At 55.2% G+C, this 22715-nt stretch carries 20 protein-coding genes; 11 read left to right on the top strand and 9 right to left on the bottom strand.

Features of this window, described 5'->3' with window-relative positions:
* Window positions 1-8: 8 nt before the first annotated feature.
* Window positions 9-419: an HPP family protein gene (locus tag E1J53_RS12830; RefSeq protein WP_134270779.1), complete on the bottom strand. Its 411-nt coding sequence runs from the start codon at window positions 417-419 to the stop codon at window positions 9-11.
* Between the two features lie 107 nt (window positions 420-526).
* Here E1J53_RS12830 and E1J53_RS12825 point away from each other — a divergent pair, with 107 nt between their 5' ends.
* Entirely contained in the window at window positions 527-1030 is a 504-nt protein-coding gene (locus tag E1J53_RS12825; protein ID WP_134270780.1) for a DUF4112 domain-containing protein, read from the top strand.
* Between the two features lie 320 nt (window positions 1031-1350).
* Here E1J53_RS12825 and E1J53_RS12820 read toward each other — a convergent pair whose 3' ends face one another.
* On the bottom strand, window positions 1351-1884 hold the full coding sequence (locus tag E1J53_RS12820) for a helix-turn-helix domain-containing protein (protein WP_134270781.1): 534 nt from the start codon (window positions 1882-1884) through the stop codon (window positions 1351-1353).
* A 213-nt stretch (window positions 1885-2097) separates the two neighbouring features.
* Here E1J53_RS12820 and E1J53_RS12815 point away from each other — a divergent pair, with 213 nt between their 5' ends.
* The 7 genes from E1J53_RS12815 (at window position 2098) to E1J53_RS12785 (ending at window position 12180) form a co-directional block, all read left to right on the top strand.
* Window positions 2098-2634, top strand: a complete 537-nt coding sequence (locus E1J53_RS12815) for an RNA polymerase sigma factor (protein ID WP_134270782.1) — start codon at window positions 2098-2100, stop codon at window positions 2632-2634.
* Window positions 2635-3007: 373 nt separating this feature from the next.
* Window positions 3008-4897, top strand: coding sequence for a Fe-S protein assembly chaperone HscA (gene hscA, locus E1J53_RS12810; RefSeq protein ID WP_134270783.1), 1890 nt, complete (start codon window positions 3008-3010; stop codon window positions 4895-4897).
* Window positions 4898-4938: 41 nt separating this feature from the next.
* Window positions 4939-5994 (top strand): SMP-30/gluconolactonase/LRE family protein, encoded by a 1056-nt coding sequence (locus E1J53_RS12805; protein WP_134270784.1) that lies wholly within the window; start codon window positions 4939-4941, stop codon window positions 5992-5994.
* Window positions 5995-6176: 182 nt separating this feature from the next.
* On the top strand, window positions 6177-7415 hold the full coding sequence (locus E1J53_RS12800; RefSeq protein WP_134270785.1) for a serine hydrolase: 1239 nt from the start codon (window positions 6177-6179) through the stop codon (window positions 7413-7415).
* Between the two features lie 97 nt (window positions 7416-7512).
* Entirely contained in the window at window positions 7513-7944 is a 432-nt protein-coding gene (locus tag E1J53_RS12795; protein WP_134270786.1) for a DUF983 domain-containing protein, read from the top strand.
* Window positions 7945-8064: 120 nt separating this feature from the next.
* Window positions 8065-11556, top strand: a complete 3492-nt coding sequence (locus E1J53_RS12790; RefSeq protein ID WP_134270787.1) for a reprolysin-like metallopeptidase — start codon at window positions 8065-8067, stop codon at window positions 11554-11556.
* 207 nt (window positions 11557-11763) lie between these two features.
* Entirely contained in the window at window positions 11764-12180 is a 417-nt protein-coding gene (locus E1J53_RS12785; RefSeq protein WP_134270788.1) for a translation initiation factor, read from the top strand.
* Between the two features lie 71 nt (window positions 12181-12251).
* On the opposite strand, the gene E1J53_RS12780 is transcribed toward E1J53_RS12785, so the two are convergent.
* Window positions 12252-13913, bottom strand: a complete 1662-nt coding sequence (locus E1J53_RS12780; RefSeq protein ID WP_134270789.1) for a glutamine--tRNA ligase/YqeY domain fusion protein — start codon at window positions 13911-13913, stop codon at window positions 12252-12254.
* A 136-nt stretch (window positions 13914-14049) separates the two neighbouring features.
* On the opposite strand from E1J53_RS12780, the gene E1J53_RS12775 reads away from it, so the two are divergent.
* Complete coding sequence (locus tag E1J53_RS12775; RefSeq protein WP_134270790.1) at window positions 14050-14634, top strand: Maf family nucleotide pyrophosphatase; 585 nt, start codon at window positions 14050-14052, stop codon at window positions 14632-14634.
* An 80-nt stretch (window positions 14635-14714) separates the two neighbouring features.
* Here the strand turns inward: E1J53_RS12775 and E1J53_RS12770 are convergent, their stop codons facing one another.
* Complete coding sequence (locus E1J53_RS12770; RefSeq protein WP_134270791.1) at window positions 14715-15575, bottom strand: universal stress protein; 861 nt, start codon at window positions 15573-15575, stop codon at window positions 14715-14717.
* Window positions 15576-15741: 166 nt separating this feature from the next.
* Between E1J53_RS12770 and E1J53_RS12765 the strand changes: the two genes are divergently transcribed.
* Window positions 15742-16620 (top strand): universal stress protein, encoded by an 879-nt coding sequence (locus E1J53_RS12765; RefSeq protein ID WP_134270792.1) that lies wholly within the window; start codon window positions 15742-15744, stop codon window positions 16618-16620.
* A gap of 123 nt (window positions 16621-16743) precedes the next feature.
* Window positions 16744-17496: a hypothetical protein gene (locus E1J53_RS12760; protein WP_134270793.1), complete on the top strand. Its 753-nt coding sequence runs from the start codon at window positions 16744-16746 to the stop codon at window positions 17494-17496.
* 15 nt (window positions 17497-17511) lie between these two features.
* Here the strand turns inward: E1J53_RS12760 and E1J53_RS12755 are convergent, their stop codons facing one another.
* The 5 genes from E1J53_RS12755 to E1J53_RS12735 all read right to left on the bottom strand — a co-directional run bounded on the left by E1J53_RS12755 (window position 17512) and on the right by E1J53_RS12735 (window position 22622).
* The gene (locus tag E1J53_RS12755; RefSeq protein ID WP_134270794.1) at window positions 17512-18558 is read right to left on the bottom strand and encodes a response regulator; all 1047 of its coding nucleotides are present in this window, start codon (window positions 18556-18558) and stop codon (window positions 17512-17514) included.
* 2 nt (window positions 18559-18560) lie between these two features.
* Complete coding sequence (locus E1J53_RS12750) at window positions 18561-19763, bottom strand: PAS domain-containing sensor histidine kinase (RefSeq protein WP_134270795.1); 1203 nt, start codon at window positions 19761-19763, stop codon at window positions 18561-18563.
* A 93-nt stretch (window positions 19764-19856) separates the two neighbouring features.
* Window positions 19857-20552 carry a sulfite exporter TauE/SafE family protein gene (locus E1J53_RS12745; protein ID WP_134270796.1) on the bottom strand — a complete coding sequence of 232 codons (696 nt, stop codon included), beginning with the start codon at window positions 20550-20552 and terminating at the stop codon, window positions 19857-19859.
* Window positions 20553-20555: 3 nt separating this feature from the next.
* A complete protein-coding gene (locus tag E1J53_RS12740; RefSeq protein WP_134270797.1) occupies window positions 20556-21002 on the bottom strand; it encodes a FixH family protein in 447 nt (148 codons plus the stop codon).
* Between the two features lie 6 nt (window positions 21003-21008).
* Window positions 21009-22622, bottom strand: coding sequence for a 4Fe-4S dicluster domain-containing protein (locus tag E1J53_RS12735; RefSeq protein WP_134270798.1), 1614 nt, complete (start codon window positions 22620-22622; stop codon window positions 21009-21011).
* Between the last annotated feature and the right edge of the window lie 93 nt (window positions 22623-22715).

Raw genomic sequence — 22715 nt, 5'->3', positions numbered from 1 at the left:
CGAACTCCCTAGGGATTCTTGTAATCCGCCAGGTCAATTTTCTCGTTGTCCAGCAACTTGATCAGATCGAGGGTGGTCAGCATGCCCACCAGTTTTTCGTTTTCTACCACGGGCAGGGCGTGGAAACGATTCAACGCAAAGACGTTGGCCGCCGTGCGGACAGTTTCGTAGGACTCCAGTTTAGCCAGGCCACGGGTCATTATTTCGCCCACGGTGGTCGGATTGGCCCCCTTCTCGGCGAGGCGGTAGAAGTCAGAGGTAGACAACATACCCTCGATTTTTCCTTCGGGGGTCACCACGGGGAGGTGGTGGATGCCGTGCTTGTCAAAGAGAGCTTTGGCGTCAGCCAGAGAGGTAGACGACATTACGACCACCAGGTCGGTCGTCATGAGGGTGGAAATTTTAGTCAGTGGATTCATGCAATTGGCGGTTTAATTACGTTTGCAAGTTAGGCGCAGCCGATAAACACCTCCCCACGAATTGGTCATTTTAATCGATGATTAAACGCACCCGCTATCTTTAGGCCATGAATAATCCTTCTTCCAATGCTCCCATCTTCACCGAAGAGCAGCGGTCCGTCCCCCAATTAGCCTGGGTAGACGGCTTTAGTCGATTACTGGACACCAGATTCCGCATTCCCGGCACCGACATTCGCTTTGGGGCTGACTTCATTCTGGGCCTCATTCCCGGCGCGGGAGATCTTATTTCGCTTGCCATGTCGGGTGTACTGGTGGCCACCATGGCCAAGCATGGTGCCAGTCCGCGCCTGGTGGCGCGGATGCTCTTTAACGTAGGGCTCGACGCTCTGGTCGGCACCATCCCGGTGCTCGGAAACATTTTTGACCTGGTGTACAAAGCCAACTACCGGAACGCCCTGCTCATGCGAGAGTATTATGAAGTCGGGAAGCACCGGGGAAGCGTCTGGCCGGTGATTCTGGCGGTGGTCATTATGATCCTCGTGCTGATCGGAATTATCCTTTGGGGATTCTTCAGCGCGGTGAATTGGCTACTGGATGTAATGCAAGGCTGAGGCGGAGGCGGAGGAAACCTGATAAAGGTCTTCCGTATTAACCAAACCCCGCCAAGATTCATCACTGCCTCGCAGGCGGAAGGCTAAGGAACTAATGCTAAGCATACCTCCTTCGACCTGGAAGGCCGTTCCTGGTCGCGGAGCGGGGTTGGCCGACCGTTCGCAGAACGAGCAAGGGCACCGCGCTAAGACCTAATTATCTTGAGGATACGTAAGGCCCGGGACTCAGCTAAATATTTGGGCTAAATCGAATAAGCAATTCGTCCGGAAGCTGCCAGGGCCGGAGAAGAAGCTGCCAAAAAGTCAGCAAAATGCAATAATTACTGCTTGCATTGACAGCCGAGGCTGCCAAGGAGTTCCTGGTGCTCCTTCATGAGCTGTTGGGTCACCTCGTAGAGTTGCTGGTACTGAACCGCGAAAATTTCGGCTTCCTTACAGGGATTCTCGAGGTGGCTTCGCTTGTAATCGAACAGCTTGCGGCTGCTGCTGACCAATTCCCCCAGTTCATCGGCGCGATCCCGAAAGGCCAGAAAACGCTCGTTTTCCTTCCGTGCCTCGGCCGCGTGGGTTCGTTTCGCCAACAGTAGTTGATCTTTATCCCGCAAGTCCAGGCGGGTAATATCCCGGGTAGTTACGTGAAACACGTTACTGATTCTCAGCAATTTACAAATACTTGGCTCCGCGGAGCCGCTCTCGTAACTGGCGATATTCCCCCGGTTAAGGTTTACCCGGTCGGCAAGTTCGGATTGAGACCACCCCAACCGCTTGCGAAGCAAACGGATATTGGAGGCAATGAAGTTCGGCAAAGCCGTTGGCGTCCGAACCTCAGACGGAGTAACTTCCTCGATTTCCATATAGTCTCGTAAACTGTTGTATCGAATTTACACTTAAATGACCCTAATGGTTGATAAATGTAAAATTTTTTTACCCGAACGATCATTTATGGCAGGGTTCTTGTAACAATATAGTACAAATAGTGGCATGCAGGCCCGATCTTATTTGCAAAAGGTCTAAATAACCCCTATTTTTGTCAAAGATTTTTACAACTCCAGAAAAGTAATTCCCAAATGACAGCGACTAAGAAACAACAGAAAGATATTCAAGACCTTTTGGCTTCCATTACGAACAGCCTCCGCGCCTTCAGTCTGAAGCTGACGGGTAATATGAATGACGCCGAAGATCTTTATCAGGATACGGCCCTCCGCATCATGACCAACGCTGAAAAGTATAACCCCGGCACCAACTTTAAGGCCTGGGCGGTGACCATTATGCGTAACATCTTTATTAATAACTACCGTAAGAAAGTCCGTCGGAATCTGATTATCGACCAAACGCCGAATAACTACTACATCAACAGTGGTAACAAAACGGTCCTGAATGACGGTGAAAGCGAAGTAACCTTTAATGAGTTACAGCAGCTGGTAGATCGTCTGCCCGATGATTTCCGCGTGCCCTTCCTGATGGCCTACCAGGGCTACAAGTATGATGAGATCGCCGAGCAACTCGGCAGCCCACTGGGTACCATCAAGAGCCGTATCTTCTTTGCGCGTAAGAAGCTTCAGAAGATGTACGAAGAGATTATGAAGGAACGCAGCGTAGCGTAAACCTCTTGCGGAGCGATAAGCTCCAATCCACTAAGCAGGGCGATGTCGGGCAATCCGACATCGCCCTTTGCTTTAGAGCTTGTTTGGACTTTAATAATCGACCTCCATTTGGCCTTTTTTGGCGCTAGCTTCGTTGGGAAAATCCTCATTTAGCGCTGCTATATTCCGATTTTCCCGCCTTGCTGCCACCAAAAAATTCTCAAATTCGGCCAGACGACCAAAATCCAAACAAGCTCTTAGCGGAGCGTGATAAAACATCCGCGCTCTCCGGAGTCACCTTCCCCGATTCACCAGGATTATTCCTTTTCCACCAGCGTGGTCAACCAGGTATCCCCTTCCCGCGTTGCCTTCCCCGAACCCCAAACCGCAGACTATGGCTAAATTCAGTATCGACTTACAGGCCGGAAACGTAAAGGAGGACGAAGCCGTCAGCTCCCGAGGTCAACTCATCGTCGGTATTGACCTGGGCACCACCAATTCCCTGGTTGCTCACGTAGCGGATGGCCGGGCGATTGCGGTTGCGGGAGAAGACGGCAAAAACGTGCTGGTGCCCAGCATCGTACACTTCACCGAGGACGGAGACATTCTGGTGGGAGACGAAGCCCGCGAAAAACTACTCACGGCCCCCGAGCGAACAATCTACTCCGTCAAGCGCCTGCTGGGCAAGAGTTACGGGGACCTGAAAAAATTCAGTGAGCGCTTCGGCTACCGCATCATCGACGAAGATGAAGACCGGCTGGTGAAAATTGCCGTCCCCGGAGCCGACGGTAAGGACCGCTACTACAGTCCCATCGAATTGTCGGGCCACATCCTTCGCCACCTCAAGCAGCGCATCGAAGCTGAGCTGGGGCAGGAAGTCAGTCGGGCCGTCATCACCGTCCCGGCCTACTTCAACGACGCTCAGCGTCAGGCAACCCGGGACGCCGGCAAGCTGGCCGGCCTCGACGTCCTCCGGATCGTCAACGAGCCCACCGCCAGTTCCCTGGCCTACGGCATCGGGCTCAAGGAAACGGACGAAGGACGGACCATCGCCGTATACGACCTCGGTGGGGGCACCTTCGACGTATCCATTCTGCGGATCGAACAGGGCATCTTTGAAGTACTGTCCACCAACGGGGATACCTTCCTGGGCGGCGATGATCTTGACCAGGCCATCGTTGACCACTGGACCAAAGAGCAGCAGCTAGAACTCAACAGCGCCGAAGAGCGTGGAGCCATCCGCCTGGAAGCGGAACGCGCCAAAAAGGCCCTTTCCACGGAAGAGGTCTACCGTTCGGAAGACGGAAAATTCTCGCTCGACCGCACTACGGCAGAAAACCTGTTTGCACCGCTCGTGGAGCGTACCCTGGCATCCTGCGCTCGCGCCATGAAAGATGCGGACCTCACGCCCGAAGACATCGATCACGTCATCATGGTGGGCGGCTCCACCCGGGTCCCCCTGATCAAGCAACGGGTGGGTGATTTCTTCGGCAAGGCGGTAAACGACAGCCTGGACCCCGATCAGGTGGTGGCGCTCGGCGCGGCCATTCAGGCGGACGTACTGGCCGGCAATCAGAAAGACGTGTTGCTGTTGGACATTACCCCGCTTTCGCTGGGTATTGAAACGGTGGGCGGCCTGATGGACCCCATCATTGCCCGGAACAGTAAGGTTCCTACCCGGGTCGGGCGTAAATACACCACCAGTATGGACGGGCAGAAGAATCTGAAGGTTGCCGTCTACCAGGGGGAACGCGACATGGTGGCCGACAACCGTAAACTCGGTGAGTTTATCCTCAGCGACATCCCCCCGATGCCCGCCGGGATACCCCAAATCGAAATACAATTCTACCTTGACGCCGACGGCATCCTGCGCGTCAAAGCCATGGAGCACCGCAGCGGGCAGTCCCAAAGCGTAACGATCAAAAGTCAGTACGGCATCACCGAAGAGGAAATGGCCGAGATGCTGCTCGACAGCCTGGCCAACGCCGAAGGTGACATGGCCGCCCGGGCCCTGGTGGAAGCGCGTAACGAAGCCAACAATGTCTTGCTGAGTACCAAAAAGTTCCTCGAACAAAACCAATCCTGGCTCTCCGAAGACCAGGTGCAAGCCATCGAGCGGGAAGCCCTGAAATTGGCAAAAGCTGTAGCGGGAACCGACAAGGACGCCATCAACCAGGCCCTGCAGGAACTCAATGATTTTACCACTCCGCTGGCTCACGAGGCCCTTGATCGCAACGTCGCCGCGGCCATGAAGGGCTCCTCGGCGACGGAGCTCGACGAGTAAGTTCTTCCAGACGAACCTTCCGCCAGCCATTATCTTTCGGCATGCGGAAAATTGTACTTACCCTTCTGGGCCTTTTGGTGGTCCTGTTCCTCTATTTGTTGCTCACGCCCGCTCCAATTGACCCCGTGGCCCTGGAGTTTCCCCGCGAGGAGTTGGGGGATAATGGCGCATTATCAACGCTTACGGTCAGCTTTACGGAATACTGTTCCGGGTGCGAAGACATTGACCTTTCCGCGAATAAACGCTGGCTGTACACGGGCCACGAAGACGGGCGTATCCTGCGGTTTGACCTGAAGGATTCCGGTCCTACGGTCGTCATCGATAGCTTTCCGAGCCGCCCCATCGGCATGGACCTGGTGGGAGACACCCTCCTGTACGTTTGCGTGGAACGGGATGGCTTGGCGGTGATTGATTTGCGGAACGGCGGTCATCGGATACTGGTCAGTGAATACGATGGGAAAGCCTTTCAACTGACCGATGACGTGGACCTTGCCCCGGACGGTCGCATTTATTTTACCGATGCCTCCGACAAATACGGAGACGAGGACCTTCAGCTGGACCTACTGGAAGGACGGGGCAACGGAGCTTTCTACCGCTACGAGCCCAGGACCGGAAAAACGGAGCGGCTCATCGACGACCTGCATTTTGCCAACGGGGTGGCGGTCAGTCCGGACGGCAGCTTTGCGTTGGTCAACGAGACCGGAGCGTTTCGTACCCTGCGTTACTGGATTTCCGGCCCCAAGGCCGGGAGTCATGACATTTTCATCGAGGGGTTGTCCGGATGGCCGGATGGCATCAGCCTGGGGTCCGACGGTAATTTCTACCTGACCCTCATCAGTCCGCGCACCGGGCTGCACGACTTCATTTTACCCCGGCCGTGGACGCGGAGGCTCACCACGAAACTGCCCCGGAGTTGGTGGCCGAAGCCCGTCAAGGGTAACCAGATCCTGGCCCTCTCCGACGGCGGAGAGATGCTGCAGTTCTGGACGGACCTCTCCCCCGAATTTTCGGGCATTTCCAGCGTTGAAAGGAAAGGAGATTCTCTGCTTTTGGGGACGCTGAATGATGTGGGGGTTGGATTTCACGTCCTGGATTGATGATTTTAGTCACTCCTCTACCGGGCTAAGGAGTAGTTCGTGGGCCAAGCAAAATTAGTTGTGGGCGACGGGACGCAGGTGCCAAGTCGTTCGGATAGTGGCCAAAACTTCTGGATAACGTAATTTGCCGATCCTCGGCTAATTAAGCCCGCTAAGCCCCGATTTGAAGATTACTGGAAATCATGAAAAAACTCTTTCTCCCTACCCTATTGCTGTCCGTGATTTTTTCGGCCTGCCACGTCCCCCGATTTTTCACCCGGAACAAGGCCAACATTACCGACTACAAAATTTTTCCTTACACCCCCGTAGGTACTAATCCCGATAACACCTTTGAATTCCCCCCGGCGAAAAAGCGGCCGCTGGCCAATTTTCGGGACAATTATCACGGCGAGGCTCAGGACCTTACTACCCTGCTGGACAAGACCTCAACCACGGCCTTTTTGGTCGTGCACCGGGACAGTATCGTGTACGAGAATTACTTTGAGGGGCGGGAGCCGGATGACATTTCCACCTTTTTCTCCGTTTCCAAATCGGTGACCAGTCTTCTGGTGGGCATTGCGGTTGATGAGGGGCTCATCGAAGACATCAATGACCCCATCACCAAATACATTCCCGAGCTGCCACAGGATGACCCCGACTGGCAAAAGCTCACCATCAAGCACCTGCTCAATATGCGATCCGGACTGAATTTCCGGGAGGCCTACGGATCGCCCTTTGCGCACGTGGCCAAACTGTACTATGGCACCAATCAGCTCAAGCAGATCAGCAAGTACCAATTCAATTTTGAGCCCGGGAGTGTCCACCAGTACCAAAGTGTGTCAACGGCCCTGCTGGGCATCGCGGTGGAGAAGGTAACCGGCCTGGAAATCGGGCAATACCTCGAAGAGAAGGTCTGGAAGCCGATGGGAATGGAGTTCGACGCCACCTGGAGTGTTGACGACAAGAAGAACCGATCCGGAAAGACCTTTTGCTGCCTTAACGCTACGGCACGGGACCTGGCCAAAATTGGCCGGTTATACCTGAACGACGGGAACTGGAATGGTCAGCAGATCATCTCCCGGGAGTGGGTGGAAGCCTCCACCACTCCGAATATGGAAAATGACAATTACCAGTACCAGTGGTACGGCCGGGGAGGAATCGCCCGCAAGGATGGGCAGCAATACACCTATCCCGACTCCCTGGCGGCCGTCGAGGGCGCTCGATCACTCGGAATCCCCCACTTCTACGTTGACCCGCTGGAGGCGGGCGCCAACGAGTGGCACATTCACTACGCCTCCAATGACTTTTATGCCCTGGGCATCATGAATCAGTATTTGTTTGTTGATCCCGACCGGGAGGTCATCATCGTCCGCCTGGGCAGGAAATACGACGATGGCTACCTGGGGCTGTTCACCAGGATTAGTCGGCATCTCGGCGGGTAGGTGAATCAGAAAATGATGATTCTCATCTTTTTTGTGATCAATATCGCAGATCACCCTTTTTGCGCTAGGTAACTTTGCGGTAATCAATCAAGCCCCCATGCCCTCACGCCCATCACTGCTCTCCGGATTATTTGGCTTACGCTGCCCCCGATGCCGACGCGGAGACTTGTTTCCTACCGGTTCCTTTTCGTTTAAGCAGCCCTTCGAACAGTACGAACACTGTCCGAAATGCGCCAAGGATTATTTTCCGGAGCCCGGATTTTACTGGGGAGCGATGTTCTTATCCTACATTGGTTCGGGTTTCTTCTGCCTCGGGTTTGTGATGTTACTGCACTGGGTTTTTGACCTTTCGCTGGCGACATCCTTTGTCGCCCTGATCACCGTAGGAGCATTGCTGTTCGTATGGTGGTTTCGCTTCTCCCGGGCCCTGTATTTTTACATGGTCACGCCTTACCAGAAAGAATTTACGGAGGGAGTAGATGCGGGCACCATCACGGCACCCACCCCCAAAGCTACCAGTTCTCACTGATCGGCAACCAATTGATTAATGCCCCGTCTGGTTGGATTTTATTGAACTAACTTAGCGCTCCTTTTGATTGGGGTGTAATCTCATGATCGTCTTTTTTGCACTGAGTTAGATTCATTTACGATGCGTTATTTATGTGTGTTGGTGTCCCTGGTATTGACGACTACTTTCCTGCAGGGTCAGACCTGGAAAACAATTAATCCCGAAGGGCTGAGCGGTGACCGTCGAATAGTGCCCAAGCAGGCACGGATACTTCAGGTTGATCCGGAATCTCTTCGATCAAGTCTCTTCCTGGCCCCGCACGAAGCAGAAACATCTCCCGAGGCCGGGGGTATGCCCCTCATCCTTCCCGCTCCTGGCCGCGGCACGGTCGAGTTCCGCATCGTCGCTTATGACCTGATGGCCGCCGAGGATCGGGAGCGCTTTCCGAATATTCGGACCTGGTACGGCTACAATACGGATAATCCGGCGCAAACCATTTTTCTGGACTGGACCGAGCGAGGTTTCCACGCGTCCGTCCGGGGAGGAGATGGTCCGTCCTACTACATTGACCCTCTTTTCCGGGGAGAGCTTGCCTACTATCAACTCTACCGTCGGGAAGATTTGCCCGAGCCGGCGGTTCCCTTTCACTGCGAAACGCCGGGGGAAGAAGCCAACGACGTGGAGGTAGGAGAAAGAAGTAATCTGGCGGGTGACTGCGTTCTGAGGCAGTATACGGTAGCCGTCAGTGCCACCGTGGAGTACAGTAATTACCACGGCGCAATTGTTCCGGCGGACGCCGCTTTTGTCCAAAGTGCCGTAGTGACCAGTCTGAACCGGGTAAACCAGGTGTTCACCCAGGAAATCTCCCTGAGACTGGAGTTGATCGCCGGAAACGATGCCGTGTATTTTTACAGTCAGGCCGACAATCCGTTTTCGGATAACGGAGTCGGAACCCTGCTGAGTGAAAACACGGACATCCAAAATGATCGGCTGGGACCAGGGTCTTTTGATCTTGGACACGTATACACCCGTGCCGGCAACAACGGGGTGGCCCGGTTACGGTCCGGTTGTGATGCCGGCTCGGCCGGGGCGGGAGCCACGAGTGGGAGCGCTCCCGAGGGCGATTTCTTCAACATTGACTACGTAGCGCACGAAATGGGCCATCAACTGGGGGCTAATCACACCCAAAACAACAGCTGTAATTACAGTAGTTCTGCCGGTATGGAGCCCGGAAGTGCCAGTACCATTATGGGGTATGCGGGGATTTGCTCGCCCAACGTTCAAAACCGGAGTGACGATTATTTCCATGGCCGTAGTATTGAGGAGATTACTGATTTTATCGAATTCGGCAGTGGGGGAAGTTGCGCGACCGTCGTCAACAGTAGCCTGAATAACCCGACGGTTTCCGGTCCGGCCGATCAGTTGATCCCCCGCCAAACCCCCTTCCGGCTCACGGGGGTCGCCTCCGGCAATGGTAACCTGACCTACGGCTGGGACCAGTACGACGTGGAACAAGGCACCATGCCTCCCCAGAGTACCAATACCCAGGGCCCCATGTTTCGCAGTATTCGGCCAACCGATGACCCGGTGAGGTATTTCCCCAACCTGCCGGACCTCACCAACGGAATCGACCCGCAGTGGGAAGAACTCCCGGAAGTGGCCCGGGACATGAATTTCCGGCTGACCACCCGCAACGCCAACTCCACCTACGGCTGCGCGGGAGAGCACGAAGTGATACTTTCCGTGGACGGTCAACAGGGTCCCTTCCGGGTAGTTGACCCCATCGGGTCTACGCAGTGGAGTGCCGGACAGATCGCTCAAATCCAGTGGGAGGTCGCAGGCACGGATGCTCCGGCCTTCAACTCCCCGGAGGTCGACATCCTTTTATCTCTCGACGGGGGGCAGACCTACCAAACCGTTCTGGCCGGCACCCCCAACGACGGATTTGCCGAGATTCCGGTTCCTTCCACCCTCAGTAATGAGGTACGGGTACTGGTGCAGAGTACCGGCAACGTGTTTTTCAACCTCAGCGAGCAAAATCACGTCATCGTTACGGATGCCGGGCAACCCACCGTCACCCTTTCCCCCGTCGGTGCCACGGCCATTTCGGACTGTTTTTCTGCCAACGATGAGGTGAGCTTCACCTTCCAAACGACCAGTGCCGGTGGCGCATCGGCTCCCCTCTCCCTTTCGGTTACCGGGCTGCCCGCCGGAGCATCGGTGGTTTTTGTGCCCGATGCTCCGCGTCCCGGAGGCAGCTTTACGGCCACCATTTCGGGCCTGTCTTCCGTCCCGGCGGGGACTTACCCATTCTCGGTAAACGCCCTGAGTGGTGAAGCCAACCTCATCGCAGACGTAGAAATTACCAAGCAGAGCGGAGGTGGTGGTTCTGGCCCGGTAGTCTTTGGTCCATCAGGGGCGGGGATTGACCTGCGCCCAACCCTGAGCGGACAGAATACGGGGGCCGACACCTATACCATCCAATTGTCCGAAATGCCAAACTTTTCGGACCTGCTCCTGGACATTACCACCACGGAGCCAGAGTATACCCTCTCTGAGTATCTGGTTGGGAATAAGACTTACTATTGGAGAATTCGCTCCGCCAACGGAACGAGTGGTTGTGGCGTCAGCAACTGGACGGAAGCCAGTTTTTCCACCGGAGATTGCCTGGTGTTTTCCAGCAGTGATGCTCCCGTGCCCATCAGCACCGGCCCGCCTACGCAGATCGCAGAAATGTCCGTCAACGTTCCCGTAAACGGTAGTATCCTCGATCTGGACGTATACCAGTTGGAAGTAGACCACACCTACCTGAATGACCTAGAAATTCGGCTGATCAGTCCCCAGGGAAATCCGACCCTGCTCTTTGATCGTTCCTGTGGGGCCAATGACAACCTGTTGATGAGCTTTGATGACGAAGCCTCCACCAACTCTTTCAATTGTCCGCCAACGGCTCCCGGAATATTCGTTCGTCCGCCTAGTGCTCCCCTCAGTGGCTACGACGGAAATTCCATTACGGGCAAATGGATTCTGGAAGTCAGGGACCTGGCCAACCTAGATGGTGGAAGCCTGAATACGTTTAGTCTTAAGGCCTGTTTGGAAAATCGGTCGTTGCCGGTCAGCTACGTATTTTTCACCGCTCAGGCACGGGAGAAGGACATCCTATTGTCCTGGGAGACCTCCGAAGAGGAAGATAACAAGGGCTTTTACGTTGAACGGAGTAACTCCATCAATGCCCCCCAATGGCAGACCCTGGGATTCGTACCCGCGGGTGCTGATTATCAGTACGCTGACCGGGAGGCCCTCCCCAACCGGGACTATTTCTACCGACTGCGACAAACGGACCTCGACGGCACCGTGCATTACTCGGACATCCGACGGGCCCGCCTGGGCGGCGGGGCGACGGACTTCCTCGCCGTGTTCCCCAATCCGGGAGATGGGATGTACTCCTACCAGCACGGGCTGGGAGAGGCGCTTCCGTACTCCCTCTTTGACGGCAGAGGCCAGCTACTCGAATCCGGGGAATTGGCTCCTGAGAGCGGAACCTTGCACCTGCGCTCGCGCCCAAACGGTGTATATTACCTGAGGGTGCGGCACGCGAGCTTTGAAAAGAGCATCCGCCTGCTTAAACTGTAAGAGCTTATTTGGACTTTAGTAATCGACCTCCATTTGGCCTTTTTTTGGCGCTAGCTTCGTTGGGAAAATCCTCATTTAGCGCTGCTATACTCTAATTTCGCTTCGCGGCTACTTCGTGGTTCCCACCTTGCTACCACCAAAAAATGCTCAAATTCGGCCAGACGACCAAAATTCAAACAAGCTCTAAGCGTCCAAAAAGACAGCAGTATGGCCAAAAAGAAAAAAAACAGGGGATCTGGTTTCGACTTCTCCACGGGGAATGATGGGGGAAGTGACAACCCCTTTGCGGCCCTCAGTGGTCTGAGTGGGCAGCTTCCCGGAGGCCCGGACCTGCCCCCGGCAGAAGAGGAGCCCACAGAAAAAGATGATGATGACCGTAGCCGCCAGGTGTTACGCGTTTTTCTCGATCGGAAACAACGGGGTGGCAAAGAAGCTACCATTGTGCGCGGGTTCGAGGGGGACGAAGAGGTGCTCAAGCAACTGGGTAAAACCCTGAAAACCCGTTGCGGCGTGGGGGGCTCGGTGAAGGATGGGGAAATCATCATCCAAGGTAACAAGCGGGATAAGGTCGTGAACCTACTGCAGGAAATGGGTTACCGAAACACCAAGAAGTCCGGGGGATAAGGAGACCGGAAAAGAAAAAAGGCCTGAGAAATTTACTCCTCAGGCCCTTTTTGTTTCTGGATGTCAGGCAGCTACCCCTTCCAGCTGGACTTGAGTCCTACGGTAGAGTTGAAAACCATTTTTTCTTCCGTGGAGTCGGGGTCTACGGTAAAGTATCCCTTTCTCAGAAACTGGAAGGTCTGGCCCGCTTCGGCTTTTGCCAGCGCCGGTTCGCCCTTGGCCTCGATGACCGTCAGGCTGTTGGGGTTAATGAACTCCAGGAAATCCTTTCCCTCGTGGTCCATGGGCGTGGGATCCGTAAACAGGTTTTCGTACTGGCGAACTTCCACATCGATCGCAGTATCCACGGATACCCAGTGAATGGTCCCCTTGGCTTTGACGCCGGAGGTATCCTCGCCGGAGCGACTGTTTGGGTAGTAAGTACAGTTGATCTGCGTGACGTTCCCGTCTTCATCTTCTTCGTGCCCGTCTACGTGAATGATGTAGGCCGACTTCAGCCGTACGTCCTTTCCCGGAGCCAACCGAAAGTACTTTCGGTTCTGGGGTTCTTTGCGGAAGTCTTCCCGCTCCACCCAGATTTCCCGACTGAAGGGAAGCTCGCGCGTTCCCTGACTTTCGTCCTCGGGGTTATTGTCCGTGACGAAGGTTTCGGTCTGTCCTTCGGGGTAATTGGTAATGACCAGTTTCACGGGATTCAGGACCGCCATGTATCGGTTGGCGGACTCGTTGAGTACTTCCCGCACGCAATGTTCGAGGAACCCGAACTCCTGCTGGTTTTCCCGTTTCGTCACCCCCGTACGCATACAGAAGTTCCGGATGGCCAGCGATGGGTATCCGCGGCGACGCATACCGGCCAGGGTTCCCATGCGGGGGTCGTCCCAACCACTGACGATGCCTTCCTCCACCAGCTTCTTGAGGCGCCGCTTCGAAGTAATGAGGTAATCGACGTTCATGCGCGCAAACTCGATCTGGCGGCTGGGAAATATTTCCAGTGCTTCGATCAGCCAGTTGTACAGGTCACGGTGGTGACGGAACTCCAGGGAGCAGAGCGAATGTGTGATGCCTTCGACGGAATCAGACTGTCCGTGGGCGAAGTCGTATAGTGGGTAAATGCACCACTGATCACCCGTGCGGTGGTGATCCTCGTGCTTGATGCGGTAGAGCACGGGATCACGCAGCAGCAGGTTAGGGTGGGCCATGTCGATTTTGGCCCGCAGCACCTTACTGCCGTCCGGGAATTCTCCGTCCTTCATCCGGGTAAAGAGGTCCCGGTTTTCTTCAATACTCCGGTCCCGGTAGGGGCTGTTGGTCCCCGGAATCCCGATGTCTCCCTTTTGGGCTTCAATTTCGTCGGGGGTCGAGTCATCCACGTAGGCGAGTCCCTTATCAATTAGGCGAAGCCCGTACTCGTATAGGGTTGCGAAATAATCGGAAGCGTAAAGCGTATCCCCTTCCCATTCATAGCCCAACCAACGAATATCGTTTTCGATGTTGGTGACGAAGTGGGTTTCTTCGGTGGTGGGATTGGTATCATCCATCCGGAGGTTGGTCTTCCCTCCGTATTTTTTGGCGATCTCAAAGTTAATCACAATGGCCTTGGCGTGGCCGATGTGCAAATAGCCATTAGGTTCCGGGGGGAAGCGGGTGTGGATTCTTCCGTTATGTTTACCGTTCTTCAGGTCTTCGACGATAAACTCTTCGATAAAGTTGTCCGCTTCGGGGATATTGGGCATCAGTATATCGATCCTTTAGTTAACGTGGGGGGGTGGTGCAAGCACCAATGCGCGTAAAGGTACAAACACTCGACAAGGTGGAAACGTTGCGGATAGGAGGAAAGCTATTCTTTCTTTAGCGTCTTACTTTTGCGGCATGATTATCCCCCCTACCCTTTCCCTGATTCTGGCCAGCAAGTCTCCCCGTCGCAGCTACCTCCTGGAGCAGGCTGGCATCCCGTTTACCGTTCGCACCACCGAGGTTGAAGAGGTCTATCCGGAAGACCTGCCGGCCCTGGAGGTAGCCCCCTACCTGGCCCGGCTGAAAGCCCGGGCCGCCCAACACCTACTACACTCTTCCGAAGAGGTTTTACTGACGGCCGACAGCGTGGTGATTGTGGACGGTGAAATTTATGGCAAACCCCGGGATCGGGCCCATGCACTGGAGACCCTGCATACAATTGCCGGGCGCATGCATACGGTCGTCACCGGATGCTGCCTGAAAAATGGCGAAAAAGAACGGGTTTTCTCCGGCCGGAGTGATGTATACATGCGGGCGGCGACAACGGAAGAACTGGAGTGGTACGTTGACCACTGCCAACCGTATGACAAAGCGGGTGCCTACGGCATCCAGGAATGGATTGGCCTGGCCAAAATTCACCGCATTGACGGCACCTACCCGAACGTGATGGGGCTACCCGTTGATCTGGTCTACGAGGAGCTGGTGAAGTGGCGACAATAGATTTCCCCGGTGAAATAGTTAATGGCCACAAGCATTTCTACCCTGGCCATCAACCAATGAACAACACATTATTCTTTACCCTATTCCAGGTCTCCGCTTCCGAGGATCAGCAGCGGTCGGGTAGCGGCCATGGCAGCCTCGCGGGTATGACTCTTGTGGAACAACTCGTCAAAGAAGGAGTAGTCCGGCCGGGTCATGACGATCATCTGGCAGTCCTCTTCGTCGGCATATTCCAGGACCGCCTCGGTGACCTTTTCCCGTTTGAGTTCCGTAAAGGTGGCCGAGAATCCGGATTCGGGTTTGTCGAAAATTTCCCGTACCAGTTCCAGGTCGTACTTGCCGGGTTTTTCCTCCACCGCATCCACGTGGACAAAATGCAGGTGTGGCTTGAAGGGGAACAGCGAGCGAATTAGGCGGCCAGCCTCAAAGGCATCCATTTGCCGCAGGTCGGTGGCGTAGCAGACCCGTTCGATGGTTGCGAAGGTGGCCGATTTGGGAATAATCAGGAGCGGACAGGGAGCGTTGCGCAGCAGGCTCGTGGTATTCGTCCCGAGTAATTCATCCCAGAAGCCGTGGCCTCCGTGGGTACCGATCACGATCAGGTCGTAGTTATTTTCCTCGACGGTGTCGCGCAGGATGGCGTTCAGGTCTCCCACCTTCACGTCGTGGTCTACCGGGGGCATCAACTCCAGCTGACTGGCGACTGCGGTAAGCCCCATTTTGGCAAACTGCTCCATATTTTTCTGAGAAGTATCGATCAGATCACTCAGAAAAGTGGGCTGGAAGGAAAAGGCTTCTACGGAAGCCGTTGCCGGGGGCACGCAGTGCAGTAAATCGATGCCCGCCCCCAGTTTATCGGCCAGGCGCAGCGCAAAGGTGTAGGCATTGGAAGCCACATCGGTAAAGTCCGTAGGAACGAGGATGGATTTAATATTTCGCATGATTTGGTTGGCTTGGTGATTACCCCCTTACGGATTGCTGGGGTACAACAAACTTCGTTCCTGGCGCCTCCCACTGAATTGATTACGATCATGGATGAGATTGATTTTTCGCAACTGCCTACTTCTTCAATACCAGGAACTTAGCCATCAATCAAAAGCGTAGGTCATGTCCAAAATATTAGTCCCCGTAGATTTCTCCTACTCCTCAAAGAATGCATACGTTTATGCCCTGCACCTGGCGGACCAGTTGGGACTGGACGTAGACCTGGTCCATTATTACGGAGGCTCCATCACCCCCGGCAAACCGCTGATCATTACCGGCGATGGGTCCATTCAGGGGAGTGTTCACCGCCGCCTGCAGGAGTTTTCTCAGCCCAACCCACTGGCGCCCGCCTACGATTGGTTTGAAATACCGGAAGACGTCACCGTATCCTACACGACGGGGATTTCGCTTACCCCTTCGGCGGCCATTAACAAAATGGCGGCAAGTAAGGAATATGACCTGGTAGTGATGGCCACCCACAGCCACAATGGCCCCGTAGCCAAGTGGCTGGGGTCGACGGCAGCGACCGTGTCTGAATCCTGTATCAAACCGGTGTTGCTCATTCCGCCCAGGGTTCAGTACACTCCGTATAACCGCATGGTGGTGGCCAATAACTTCGAAACGGCCCAGCCGTTGGTCCTCGATCAGTTATCGTCATGGGCCGAGCTCTTCGGAGCCTCCATGCACTTCGTGCACATCGTCACCCCAACGGAGGCCAAGACCATCAATTTTGTTCCCTGGCGATTGATGGAGCAGCTCATCGACGGCAAACCCGCACCAAAGTTTGCCTACGAAATTGCTAACGTAGAGGACAACAATATTGCCTCGGGGCTGGAGGATTACGCCGAAGAACGGGAGGCGGATTTGTTGATCATCGTGAACCGCCGCAGATCCCGCTGGGGAGCGCTCGTACACCGGAGCCTGACGCAGGATCTTGCCCTTACGACCAAACGACCGTTACTCGTACTACACACGGAGGCCGATGCCTGGGTAGATTATTAACCCGGGAAATTTCCCGGTCTCCCTGGCCGTACGGAATATCGTTGCACCTGCACCGTGGTGCCAAATAATCTATTTCATCATCCGCTCCTTTGCCCCATTCCTCATCCGATAAATTAATTGGCCATGCATCCACTGAAAAAATTATTGCTGCCCTGCCTGCTGCTCACCCTACCCTTTACTCACTGTACGCAGGAGCAACTGGTACAGGGGCGCGTCGCGGAGCAATTGTACGTTGACCTGATGAGCGATCTTCATGCCGGCGACACGGCCGCCGCCAAGGTATCGATGGCCAATTTTGACAAACAACTTGAGCACCTCCGCGGGCAGTGGTATCGCCCGATGGGAGAAAGGGCCCGGGAAGAGTTGCGCTATCACCTGGACAAGGCGGAAGTTGCCTACGGAGACGTGCGCTCCAGTATCCTGAATGGCGACCTCGAGGGGGCGAAGGTGCTGCTGGACCGGGCTACTTATGAGCTCTACGCTGCGGACCCCGCAGCTTTTCAGGAGCTCCACGTCGGACGGCTCTACGACTTCATCAGTACCTGGCAGGAAGTGGAGACCATCGTGAACGACCAGATGCTCTGCCTGATGGAATGGGGAGAATTTACCTGGTGGGCCAAAAAGGCCCGCATTGAGTGGCGTGCCGTCAAAAAATACTCTCCCGACCCACTGCTCTACAATTCCTCCAACTTTGACCACGACGCCTTTGCTACGGCCCACGCCGAGCTGGAGCGACAGATAAATTTCTTCGTCGGCAAGCTGGAGGAAGGAGACCAGTGTAGCGCCCAGGAGGCCTCCAGCGAGGTCAGTACCGCTCTCTGGGAACTACTGGCCCTGTTCGGCAGTCCGGAGGTAGTGGAGGAGTTACCCAATTAAGGGCTAGTCCGGCACCTACACCAATAATTCGCGCAGGGCTTTCAGCTCCAGCACTTCAATCTTGCTGCCCTGAATTCCCACCAGGCCTTCCCGCTTAAAATCGGACAGTGCCCGAATAACGCTTTCCTTGGTGGTGCCCACCATTTGAGCAAGGTCTTCCCGAGGCATGACGATGGGCTCCCCTTCGTGGCGAACCTGCAGATCACATAAGACCAGCGCGGTCCGGCGGCGGACGCTGTCGTATGCCTGATGAACGAGGTGGTCCTCGTTCTCCAGGACACGGCCGGCCAGTAGGCGGGTGATGGCCGCCGCCACGTCGGGATCTTCCCCGATCAGACTACGGCAGCGCTCTGCGGCGAGCATCCGGCACGTACACTCCTTGGCGGCCACCAGGGCATCGTAGGGGTAGACGCTTTGTTCCACCAGGGAGGGGAGTCCCAGGAATTCCTCCGGCCCCAGTTCTTTAAGGATGTAATCCTTTCCGTATTCATGAGACCGCCGGAGGTGAACGTGCCCTTTTTCAATGAGGAACAGGAAGCGGGGTAATTCTCCGGCGTGCACAATCCGCTCCCGCTGGACGAATGATTGCACCCGGCCTTCCTCGGCAAATACCTCGTAAAGCCTTTTCAGACCGCCGTCGGGGTCCAGCAAGGTTTTCTTCGGTCCCGCCGCAGCGCCCCGCAACTGGGCTTTCTTGAGTCTGGTTTTGATTACGGCCAGCAGTTCATCCTTGTAAAAGGGTTTGGTGATGTAATCATCAGCCCCAAGGTTCATGCCCCGACGAATATCTTCCTTTTCGGTGCGCGCGGTAATGAACACGAAGGGAATTCCCGCCGTGGTCGGGTCACCGGCCAGGATATCCAACACCCCATAGCCGTCGAGTTCGGGCATCATGACGTCGCAAAGAATGATGTCCGGCGGAGCGGCCTTGGCGGCCTTTACGCCTTCCATTCCGTTCGGTGCTTCCCGAATGTCATATCCATAAAGTTCCAGGATTTCCGACAAATTTTCCCGCACCTCGGGATTATCCTCGATGATGAGTATGGAGGTTTGTTTTTCCATGTTCAGCTTTTTTGATAGGGCAAGTGCACGTAGAAGGTGGTACCGGATCCCAGGTCACTGGAAAAAGTCACGGAGCCTCCCAATAATTCCACGTAGTGCTTCACAATATTAAGTCCCAGTCCCGTTCCCTTCACGTTCTCTACGTTGCGGGCCCGAAAGAAGCGGTCAAAAAGATGGACCTGATCTTCGGGCGGAATGCCGATCCCCTCATCCCGTATGGAAATCTGGTAAGCATCTCCATCCAGACCACCACCGATGGTAATGGTCTTATGGTTATCGGAGTATTTGGCCGCGTTAGAGATAAGGTTGATGAGAATATGCTTCAGTAACTTACTGTCCGATTCGATCTGTGCCGGCTGTTCGTCAATTTTCAGCATGACCTCCTGACCGGGTCGGAATTGCCCTTCGGCGGCCTCGATGCTGGAAGCCACGATGGCCCGCACGTTCACCTGTTTCAGGCTTACGTCTACTTTACCCTGTTCCAGTTTAGAGAGGGAGAGAAAATCGTTTAGCACATCGGTCAGTTGGCTGACCGCTTTTTTGATCCGCTCGGTGTGTTTTTCCCGCTTCGGTTGTTGTTCCCCTTCGGTATACATTTCAATGAGCTCAATTGAGCTCAGCACCGTGCTGAGGGGCGTTTTAAATTCGTGGGAGGCCATGCTCAGAAAGCGACTCTTCAATTCGTTGAGTTCTTTCTCCTTGCCGAGGGCTTCCCGGAGCTGTTGCTCCCGCAACCGGAGTGCGGCGGTACGGGCTTCTACCTTCTCTTCCAGTTCGGCATTGAGTTGCTCCACCTTGCGCTGGGCTTCCCGAATGGCCGAAATATCGTGCAGTATTCCCGTATAGATGACCGTTTCGTCTTCCAGCACTACCTCGCTCACGGCCAGGCGCAGGGGAAACAACGTACCGTCTTTCCTCCGTCCTACTACCTCCCGGCCAATACCGATGATGTGCGGGTCATGGGTTCTTTCGTAGCGATCCAGGTACTGGTCATGATGAGTCCGATCGTGGTCGTTCATTAAAATGTTGACCTTTTTTCCCCGGACCTCCTCCGCAGCATACCCGAAAAGCTTGCAACCGGCCCGGTTGATGGACTCAATTACCCCGCGATTATTGATGGTGATGATACCGTCCGTAGCCATCTCAAAAAGGGCCTGAAGACGTTTGTAATCATCAAGAGAATTCTGGGATTGCCTGTTGGGCATGCTTGCCGGTAGTTTTCAATTCGGCGGGAATATAGGCCTTCCCGACCAAGGATATGCACGGTGGGAACACATATTTCGTGCGGCAAAGGTCAATTAATGGCACATGGGGGCAAAGTTGGTGGCCTGAAAGAAGTCGAAATCTGCGGGAAGTTGTACCTGTCCGGCCCGCCAGATCAACAATACGCCTACGGCCGCCACGATGAGCGGAGCCCAGGATGGCAGGCGCAGCCCAAATTTTTTCAGTGCTCCCTTCCCTAGCCATACGCTAGCTACCAGCAGGGGGCTGGTGCCCAGGCCGAAGACTCCCATGTAGGCGGCTCCGAGTAGCGGGTTGCCGGCATTGGCCGCGGCAATGACCGCGACGTAGACCAACCCACAGGGCAGAAGGCCGTTCAGCGCTCCTACGCCGTAATGGTTAACGCCTCCACCCCGTTGAAAAAGACGCGCAAAACCGCTGCGCAGAAAAAGTTGAAACCGGGCGAAGGCGGGCAGTCGCTGGAGCCAGTTTCCGGGGTCCACCCGCAGGACGGCGAAGCCCACCAGTAAGATACCGGATACCCAGGCCAGGATTCCCTGGGCGTTCCACAGTTTGGCTCCCCACCCCAGCCACCCCAGCAGGAAACCGAGCACCATATAGCTGGTGATCCGTCCGCCCTGATACAACATCAGCCGGCTCGCGCGGGTAAGCGCACCGTCCGGAGAGGGCAAGGCCAGCATTAACGGACCACACATCCCCACGCAGTGCAGGCTACCGACTAGTCCCAACAGAAAGGCAGTCCAGAGTAACATAATCTAGGGGCGTAGTTGCATCGTGAATTCATCGAAAAACTCCTTGCCCCCGGCGTTCCACTCTACCTTGAGTCGGTAGAAACCCGCCGCCAGGTCATCGGAGGCCAGATACATGCTTCCGGCTTCACTGGTCTTCAGCTGCACCATCTTGTCAAAGTCACTGCTGCTGGGACGGTAGAAATGGGCCGTCCCCGATACGGGGCCCGCCAGGTCCGCCTGCGGAAAAATCAGGTTGAAGCCCCCTTCCATCCGTCGCAACTCAACCGGATTTTCCAGGGCCCGACTGTTGGCCTTGCGGTCAATCATCCGCTGATAAGTGATGTCCTTGGCGTAATAGTCTTCGGCGACGAGACTGTTGTCAAACTCCGTGCTCTTGATCACCACGATGATCAGGGAGAGTGCGAAGAGGCTGTAGAAGAGGAAAATGCCGTGTCCCCAATTGAATTTCATGGCGAATTAATTTATGGGTTGAATGAAGTTGGTTTTCAGCACGTCCAGCTTTTCGTCACCGGACCATACTTCGACCCTTACCTTTACTTTTGCCCCCGCTCCTTTGGTGGGTGGCAGATCAATGAACAGGGCCCCTTCCAGTACCTGCTGTGGTTTGGCGATTGGCGGTTCACCGACGAGTCGTACCCGGCCATCAGGGCGATCCTGCAGTCGGAACTCAATGGGTAAATCCCCCGTCGTTTTGTTCAGCAACTGGAAGGTGTACAGGTTATTCAGGGTGCCGTCTTCGTTTTTCTGATAGAGCAGCCCCGGAGTCCTCAGCAGGACGGCATCCACGGCTTCGCGGCCGGTAAGCAGGAAGATATTCAGTCCAATCAGGGCAACCAGTACGGCGCTGTAGGCCATCACCCGCGGAGACCAGAGTTTGGTTTCCTTTTGCTCCACTCCGGTATGACTGTCGTAACGGATCAGGCCGCGGGGGCGCTTGATTTTGTCCATCACCTCGTCACAGGCGTCGATACAGGCCGTGCAGTTGATACACTCCAGCTGCGTACCGTTACGGATATCAATTCCCGTAGGACAAACCTGCACGCAGAGATTGCAGTCGATACAGTCGCCCAGCGGCTTGGGTTCTTCCAGGGTCATGATCTCCTGGTTCGCAGCAACTTTCATGGGCGTGGCCGCAGGTGCCGTGGCTTTGGGAGCGGCCGTGCCTTCAAGCTGCGTCAATGCACTCGCCATTTTGTTCAGCACATCATCGTGGCAGCCGTCCTTTCCGTCCCGGCAGTTGGCACAATTGCTGCACTCTTTTTCCTTCTTCGGAGTCGCTGCCGGCTTTTTCTTTTTTTGCCGCTTGAGTTTCCCGCGGGGCTCTCCCCGCACCCAATCGTACATGACCGCTACACTGTTGTTGTCCAGCAAGACTCCCTGCAGCCGCCCGTACGGACACACAGCAATGCAGACCTGCTCCCGCATGTAACTGAACACGAAGTAGAATACCCCGATGAAGGCAACGATGGCGGTAAACAGGCCAAAGTTTTCGCGAGGACCGCCGGTAACGATTTCCTGTACGCGCTCCACGCCGATCAGGTAAGACCAAAAGGTGTGGGCGATGAGGGCGGAGATGAGGATGAAGATCAGTTGCTTCCCTCCCTTCTTGAGAATTTTTTCCGCGTTCCAGGGCGCTTTATTCAGGCGGCGCTGAGCGTTGGCGTCTCCCTCAATCCAGTATTCTACCTTGCGAAAAACCATCTCCATGAAGATGGTCTGGGGACAAACCCAGCCGCAAAAAAGGCGGCCCCAGATGACGGTAAACAGGATGATGAACACCACTGCGGTTATCATCAGGATCGCAAAGAGGTGGAAGTCCTGGGGAGTGAAGTGCAGTCCGAAGAGAATAAAGCGGCGCTCCAGGACATTGAGGAGTACCAGGGGCTCGCCGCCCATTTTGATGAAGGGTAAGCCAAACAGGATGGCCAACAGTCCCCAACTCACCCAGGTGCGCCAGCGGTAAAACCGGCCGTTGGGTTTCTTGGGGTAAATCCATTGTCGTTTCCCGTCGTCACCGACGGTCGCGATGGAGTCGCGATAAGTCCCTTTTTCGTCACCGACAGCTTGCATGGGTGTAGTTATTTGATTGATCAGGGAAAAGTGGTTGTCCGGGCCACCGTGAGTGCAGATAAGCGATAGGTGGTTTAGTTGGCGGCCCGGAAC

This window comes from Lewinella sp. W8, from assembly GCF_004375085.3.
In the GTDB taxonomy this organism is placed as follows: Bacteria; Bacteroidota; Bacteroidia; order Chitinophagales; family Saprospiraceae; genus Neolewinella.
This window is presented reverse-complemented; position numbering and strand designations above follow the sequence as displayed.